Annotated in this window: 7 protein-coding genes; 1 reads left to right on the forward strand and 6 read right to left on the reverse strand. The window is 67.8% G+C overall.

The annotated features are described in order from the left end of the window. Window positions 1-187 precede the first annotated feature (187 nt). Window positions 188-376, reverse strand: a complete 189-nt coding sequence (locus NM1_RS42450; RefSeq protein ID WP_147288878.1) for a hypothetical protein — start codon at window positions 374-376, stop codon at window positions 188-190. Between NM1_RS42450 and NM1_RS23545 the strand changes: the two genes are divergently transcribed. Beyond that, a complete protein-coding gene (locus NM1_RS23545; protein ID WP_444980092.1) occupies window positions 341-2,077 on the forward strand; it encodes a hypothetical protein in 1,737 nt (578 codons plus the stop codon). The two genes, NM1_RS42450 and NM1_RS23545, sit on opposite strands and share 36 nt — an antisense overlap. 68 nt (window positions 2,078-2,145) lie before the next feature. Here the strand turns inward: NM1_RS23545 and NM1_RS23550 are convergent, their stop codons facing one another. From NM1_RS23550 to NM1_RS23565, 5 genes are all read right to left on the reverse strand, one after another. Continuing rightward, the gene (locus NM1_RS23550) at window positions 2,146-2,670 is read right to left on the reverse strand and encodes an ROK family protein (protein WP_068023719.1); all 525 of its coding nucleotides are present in this window, start codon (window positions 2,668-2,670) and stop codon (window positions 2,146-2,148) included. Then, on the reverse strand, window positions 2,667-3,572 hold the full coding sequence (locus tag NM1_RS23555) for an alpha/beta hydrolase (RefSeq protein WP_068023867.1): 906 nt from the start codon (window positions 3,570-3,572) through the stop codon (window positions 2,667-2,669). The genes NM1_RS23550 and NM1_RS23555 overlap by 4 nt, the downstream gene beginning before the upstream one ends. Window positions 3,573-3,652: 80 nt before the next feature. Further along, window positions 3,653-4,255, reverse strand: coding sequence for a TetR/AcrR family transcriptional regulator (locus NM1_RS42455; RefSeq protein WP_169814316.1), 603 nt, complete (start codon window positions 4,253-4,255; stop codon window positions 3,653-3,655). Window positions 4,256-4,380: 125 nt separating this feature from the next. Continuing rightward, window positions 4,381-4,536 (reverse strand): hypothetical protein, encoded by a 156-nt coding sequence (locus tag NM1_RS42460; protein ID WP_157123993.1) that lies wholly within the window; start codon window positions 4,534-4,536, stop codon window positions 4,381-4,383. Window positions 4,537-5,254: 718 nt separating this feature from the next. Further along, window positions 5,255-5,590 (reverse strand): helix-turn-helix domain-containing protein, encoded by a 336-nt coding sequence (locus NM1_RS23565; protein ID WP_169814317.1) that lies wholly within the window; start codon window positions 5,588-5,590, stop codon window positions 5,255-5,257. Window positions 5,591-6,140 lie beyond the last annotated feature (550 nt).

Below are 6,140 nucleotides of genomic sequence, written 5' to 3' on the forward strand. Positions count from 1 at the left end.
GCCGCGACGACCAGTGCTCCCGGCTCCGGCTCCGGCACAGACGCTGCCACGACCAGTGACCCGGGCGCTTGGTAGGAGGCTGTGATTCGGACCGGACCCAGGAAAGGCCTGACGGATGGCTGCGGCGGTGATACCTACGGCGAATTGGCCCATGAAGGCCGCGGCCACGGTATCGCGTGTTCCCTGATCACGGTGATCGGCCCGACACGACCATCGATCCGGTTCTAGGACTGCGGGCGTGGGTGTCGAGATACCGCACGAAGTGGCGGCGTTCCTGAATTTCATAGGTGTCCCGTATCCGGACATCGACGAGGATCAGGTGCGCGAACTCGCCCGGCAGGTGCGGGCCTACGCCGAGAATGTCGCGAGCACCCACGAATCGGCGACCGGAGCGGTACAGGATATGGGCTCGGTCTATTCGGGCAACTCCTACGAGCAATTGGTCGCGGCGTGGGCGCGCATGAGCACCGGCAATATGGCGCAACTCGATCAAGCGTGCCGGACGGTGGCGCGGGTGCTGGACATCGCGGCGGAGGTGATCAACGCGGTGAAGGTCGCCGTGCTGGCCTCGCTCGCCGCGCTGGCTGCCAGTTACGCCTCGATGATGGCCGCCACGATGGCGACGGGCGGAGCGTCGGCGGCGCTCACGTTGGCGGTTCGCGCGGCTGCGAACAGGCTCCTCGACGCCATGCAGGACATGCTGCTCGGGTATATCGCCACCGAGGTGATCGATAAGGCTATCGAGCCGCTCGAGGATGCCGTCGAGCGCATGATGAACGGGGCCGCCTACCATAACCCGGCCGACGAACTCAGGGCGCCGCCTTCATCGCAGCAGCAGCTTCACATCGATCCCGACGCAGTGCTGCGCTACGCCGACCTGCTCGACAAGTACGCCGACGACATGCTCGACCACTCGACGCGGTTCGCGGAAAATGTTGCGGCACTGGAATTCAGCCGACCCGGCGGCGACGGAGAACCAAGCGCCACGGACCCGGGCGGACAGCCTCCACCACATTCGAGCACGCCCGGGGACGACGGTCGATCTCGGGGTGGAGCCACAACACCGGGTGAGGTACCGGCCAAGGCCCCGGCACCTCGGGTGTCGCCCGGCGGTCTGGGCGACGGAGGCGCATCCCCGGACCGACCCGTGGCCGACCGTTCGATGGCGACGGCACCGACATCGGACGCGCCGGGGAAGTCGGATCGTCCGAACGCTCCCTCGGAGAACCACCCGGCCGCAGCGCAATCCGGGGGCCGACCCGGCACGGGCGATCCCGTCGCCGACCGTGCGGCGGCATCGCCTGCACCGATGACGGCAGCCAGCGTTACCTCTCCGGAGGGCGAAAGCGCAGCGGAACGCGGCGGGTCCAATGGGCAGCAGGCGCCGGTCGGTTCGTCGATAGGTTCGGAAAGCCTTGCACAACAAGGTAATCCGGCTTCGAATATGCCGGTGACATCGGCTCCTCAGGGCTCGGGTCCGTTGTCCGAAGCAAACTCCCAGTCCCCCGGACAGCAGCAAGACGCTCCCCGGGGGCAGAACGCTCCCCGGGGGCAGGGGACCGCACAGCCTTCGCGCGGGCAATCGCAGCCGTCCACTCCGTGGCAGCGCACCGGACGAACGAGCGGCCCGAAACAGGAGCGGCGCGGCCCCACGCGCCGGGCGACCGCTCCGGCCGCAAAGCACAAAACCGGGGCGACTCCCTGGTCGAAAGGCACCCGGCCCGCGGCTGAGGAGACTGCCGAGCCCAAGGTGTTCGCACCGGAATCCGCCGAGCACAAACGGGGTGCGGCGGAACCCTCCGGTCCCAAGGTGATCGCGCCGGATACCGGCGTCCCCAAGGTGATCGCGCCGGATACCGGCGGTCCCAGGGTGGTCGCTCCGGAGACCGTCGAACGCAAGACCGTTGCGCCGAAAAGTGATGAGCCCAAAGGGAACACGTCTGACGCCGGGGAGACCGAAGCGCAGACCCCGGAACCCGTCGAACAGGTGCCCCCCTTGGGAACGGCCGACCACGCGGCCCCCGGGGATTCCGGGCAGCAGCGTCGCGATGTCTCTTCGCCCACGGCGCGGCCATGAGGGACGTAAATCTCCTTCGGGCGCACGGTGGATGCGCCAGCGCGGGGCGGCGTTGTGATGGCCTCGCTTCACCGCGCCTGACGGCGGCACACCGCTCGACCGGTCGGCCAATGGCGGGCGGGTTCGCGCAGGTACCTGGCGCCGGGGCCGCCCCTGCGGTCGGGCGCGGACCGGTCGTCCCTCCGCTCATCGATGAGCAGGGCGAGGGTTCCGGCGCCGGCCAGTATCGCGTCCCCCCATCCGCTACCGCCGCCACGTTCGGCCAGCGTCAGGCACAGTCCATCGGTCGCCACCCGGACGATGGCGACGGGAAACAGCCTCCGCACCGCCTCGGCTATTCCGAAACCGTTGCGCCACTGTGGTATTCCGTCCGGCGCGATTATCCCGCTCGGCCGGTGCACCGGGCCCGGGCAGGCAATGACGACCGCGGTGACCTCCTCGTCTCCGGCGACATCGAGCAGGAGGTCGCGGCACGTGGTCCAGGCATCGTCGACGGGTACCGGCACCCGCCGGATGTCCCACGATCCGGACTCCGCGCCGATTCGGCTCGCCGCGAATTCCGCGCGCCCGACCTCGAGCGCCATGACGGTCATGAACTACCCACCGCCGCAGCACCTTTCAGGTGGGTGAGCAGGAAGTCGCGAGCCGCGCCCGACGCTCGGTCGAACTGCTCGCCATAGACCGAGAAATGGCCACCGGGCACGAGCTCGAGCTGTTTCGGTTCCAGTGCTTCGGCATATCCGGTGAGGGCGAGGTCGGTCGGGGTCAGCGTGTCGTGGTCGGCGACCACCATCAGCAGCGGTGTCGGCGACACCCGTGAGAGGAATGCCTCCGGCGCGTAGGCCTGGAACTTGTCGATACTGGAGAGGGTGACCTCGTTCCGCCAGGTCGGAACCTGCGGCCCGTTGGCCATCAGCCACTCGTAGACCTCTATGCCGGGCATCGCGACCATGTCGGCGGGATCGTCGGACGCCGCCTTGATCGTCTCGTGCGGCTTCCCCACTGCACGAGCGAGACGGTCGGCCGCGATGGCGTCCCGCACCGCGGGAATCATGATGGGCGACACCAGCCGACTGAACGTAGCCCACCCGTGCGTCAGCGGAACCTGGGACACCACGGCGCGCACCCGGCGATCGGTCGCCGCGACGACCAGCACGTGCCCACCGGCGAAACTGGTGCCCCACACCGCGATTCGGCTCCGGTCGATACCGTCGAGGGTCTGGGCGAAGGTGATCGCATCCCGGTAGCCCTCGATCTGAGCCGCCGGGTCGACCTCGTAGCGGGGCTCGCCGTCGGAGGTCCCGAAGCCGGGATGGTCGTAGACCAGGCAGGCCAGGCCGGCGTCGGTGAACACCTCGGCGAACGGCGCCACCCACTCCTTGACCCCGGCGAAGCCGTGCGTCATCACCACGAGCGGTGCCCCGGCTTCCGCGGGGCGATACAGCCATCCGCGTAAGGTCACGCCGCCACTGGTGAACTCCACGTCAGACCGCATCGCCACTCCGATTTCGTTACATACTGGAACGTAATGAATGCTAGCCCGCATGAAATGTGACGTCAACCACAGGCTCGGCCCTAGCTGTGCCGATAGCCGACCGCGTCGAGCGCCGCGCGAACGGTCAACTGCACGAGGGATTCATCGATCGGCCCCAGCGTCGGTATCAGTGCCCGCATCAGCATGGGCCCGGTGATCAGGTCGCAGATCCATTCCGGATCCGTGCCCGCGGCGATCTCACCGCGTGCGACCGCGCGATCCAGAATCGATGCCGTCGAGACCCGACGCGGCTCGAGGAATCGCTCGTGGAAACGGCGAGCGAAATCCCGGCTCCGCGACAGCTCCTCCAGCAGGCCCGGCATCGCGTTGCGCAGCACCGGGTCGTTGAACAACGCCACCTGATGCCGCTGGATGGCCAGCATCTCGGCCTCGATGCCGTCCAGGTCCGCCGCGCCGGGCTGCAGGCCGAACCGCTCGATGAGCACCGACAGCACGAGTTCGGCGCGGTCGGAGAATCGGCGGTACAGCGCGGGACGGCTGGTCGAGGCCTCGTCCGCGACCGCCTGCAGAGTGACCGCGCTGTAGCCCCGCTCGGCGATCAGCCGCGCCGTCGCCGTCAGCAGGGCGGCGTCCAGCCCGGGATCGCGCGGGCGGCCCGCACGCGATGGCCTACTGTCTGGCATGGCAACACCGTACCCAGGCTGGGGATTCAGTCTCCGGTTCGGCTGTGTGGCAGGGGAGCTACCTCGGCGACCCATGGCCAAAGGGTGCCGGGATGGTGGTTGAGCAATTCCATCGTCTTCGGAATCTAGCTGCGAGACAGCACGATACGGCCCGGCCAGTGAAGCTTGTCGAAATGCGAGGCCGGGTCCAGCGCCTCGGGCATGTGGGTCGCGATCGTGGCCGGGGTGGGGTAGCGGTCGCCCACGAGGGTGTCGTCGTTCGGTGGGTAGTCGGGTGGCACGTCGCGAGTTCGCCGAGGATCTGTGCCGGACGCCGGCGAGATTCCAGTTGTCCAGTCGTACACCCCCGCCGTTCTTGGCCCAGAGGTTGCGGTAGAGCAGGTTGCCGTGGCTCAGGCCCGCCTCCCAGATCGTATCTCCAGGCACCCAGATCTGTTGCGAGAGCGGTATTCTCATCGCACGCAGCATCGGGTGAGCCTGCCTCTGCTTGATCCTCTGCATGCTGAGGTACAGCTGCTCCTGTTCGGCGACTGTGCGGACCGTCAAGTCGTCGGGGAGCGGCTCCATCGTCTGCAGCAGTCGTTCCTGCTCGAGCAGATGGTCGAGGGTCTGCCTCCAGTCACGATCTTCGGTCGTGGGAACGCGGCCCGGACCCATATCGCGGAACGAATCCTCGTCGGCACGCGCCATCGTTTCGGGCACGTCGACACCGGCCACCTCACGGGCCAGTTTCTCCGCTCGTTCCTCGGTCAGTGGGACAACGGTGATCGGCCGGTTTCCGCTGTCGCCTATCTGCGACGAGATTCGGGTTCTGCGATCGGCGGTCCGGGAACATCGGTTCGGGCCGACTTCCCCGCGCTCAGGATCGCGGCCCGCCTACCCTCACCGTCGTCCAGGGACCGCATTTCCCGGCCGCTGCACAGCGCTGTCAGGCGGCGCCGTCGAAACTCCCGCGGTGTCTTCCCCGTATCGGGCCTTGAACGCCGCGGAGAACCAGGTCTATGCGAATCCGGTGCGTGCGGCGATCTCTGTGATCGACATCGACTGCGCACCAGCGCTTTCCAGCAGGTCACGAGCGACACGCAGGGCTGCCTCCCGGCGCACATCGCGATAGGTGGTGCCCGCCTGCTGCAGCGCGACTCGCAATTGCCTGGGCGACCAACCGAGCGCATGCGCGACCGCGGGTAGTCGCACATCCGCGACACCGATGGAGTCGCGCACGTAACGCCGCACCGCCTCGGCGGTCTCGTCGAGTTGCCCGCGCTGCGGTCGGGTGTCGGGCGCAGGTCGCGCTGCTGGGCACAGGCGCCGACGTGCGGTAGTGATCGGTGTCACCGTCACCACTTTCAGCGGAGAATCCGCGAGAGCGACCTGACCGTTGGCCATCAGCGCGCCCGCCGCCGAGGCCGCGAGGGCGAATCTCCATCGTCTGGTTGCGATTCATGATTGTCAATCTCCCGGGAATGAGCAATTCAGGGAGTTCGAGCGTCTGCCGCCGGTCGCGGTCCGGCCAGATGCAGCAACAGACTCTGCCGCTAACCGTAACTTCGCCGAACAAAGACTCCAGGGCGGTTCGCCGGGGCGCCGAAATGCCTGTGCGATAGGAGGTCTCGGTTCACCGTTCCTGGCGGTGGCACACCACTCGGCCCGTCACGGTGCCGTGTGGCCCACCAGTGGAAGTCGTCGCAGTAGTCCGCTGCGCTCATTCCCGGCGGCAGGTGACGGTCGATTTCGGCGAGGGTGGGGTAGTGGTTGCCGGATGGGGTATCGAGCTCGTTCAGCAGTTGTTGGAGTTCCCAGCCGACCGTTGCGTCCGGCCTCAGCGCGAGGGCACCGCGTATGCGCGCTCTCGGATACCGGCTGTCCGGGATTGTGTTGTGCGAAG

This window comes from Nocardia mexicana NBRC 108244 (assembly GCF_001613165.1).
Taxonomy (GTDB): Bacteria; Actinomycetota; Actinomycetes; order Mycobacteriales; family Mycobacteriaceae; genus Nocardia; species Nocardia mexicana.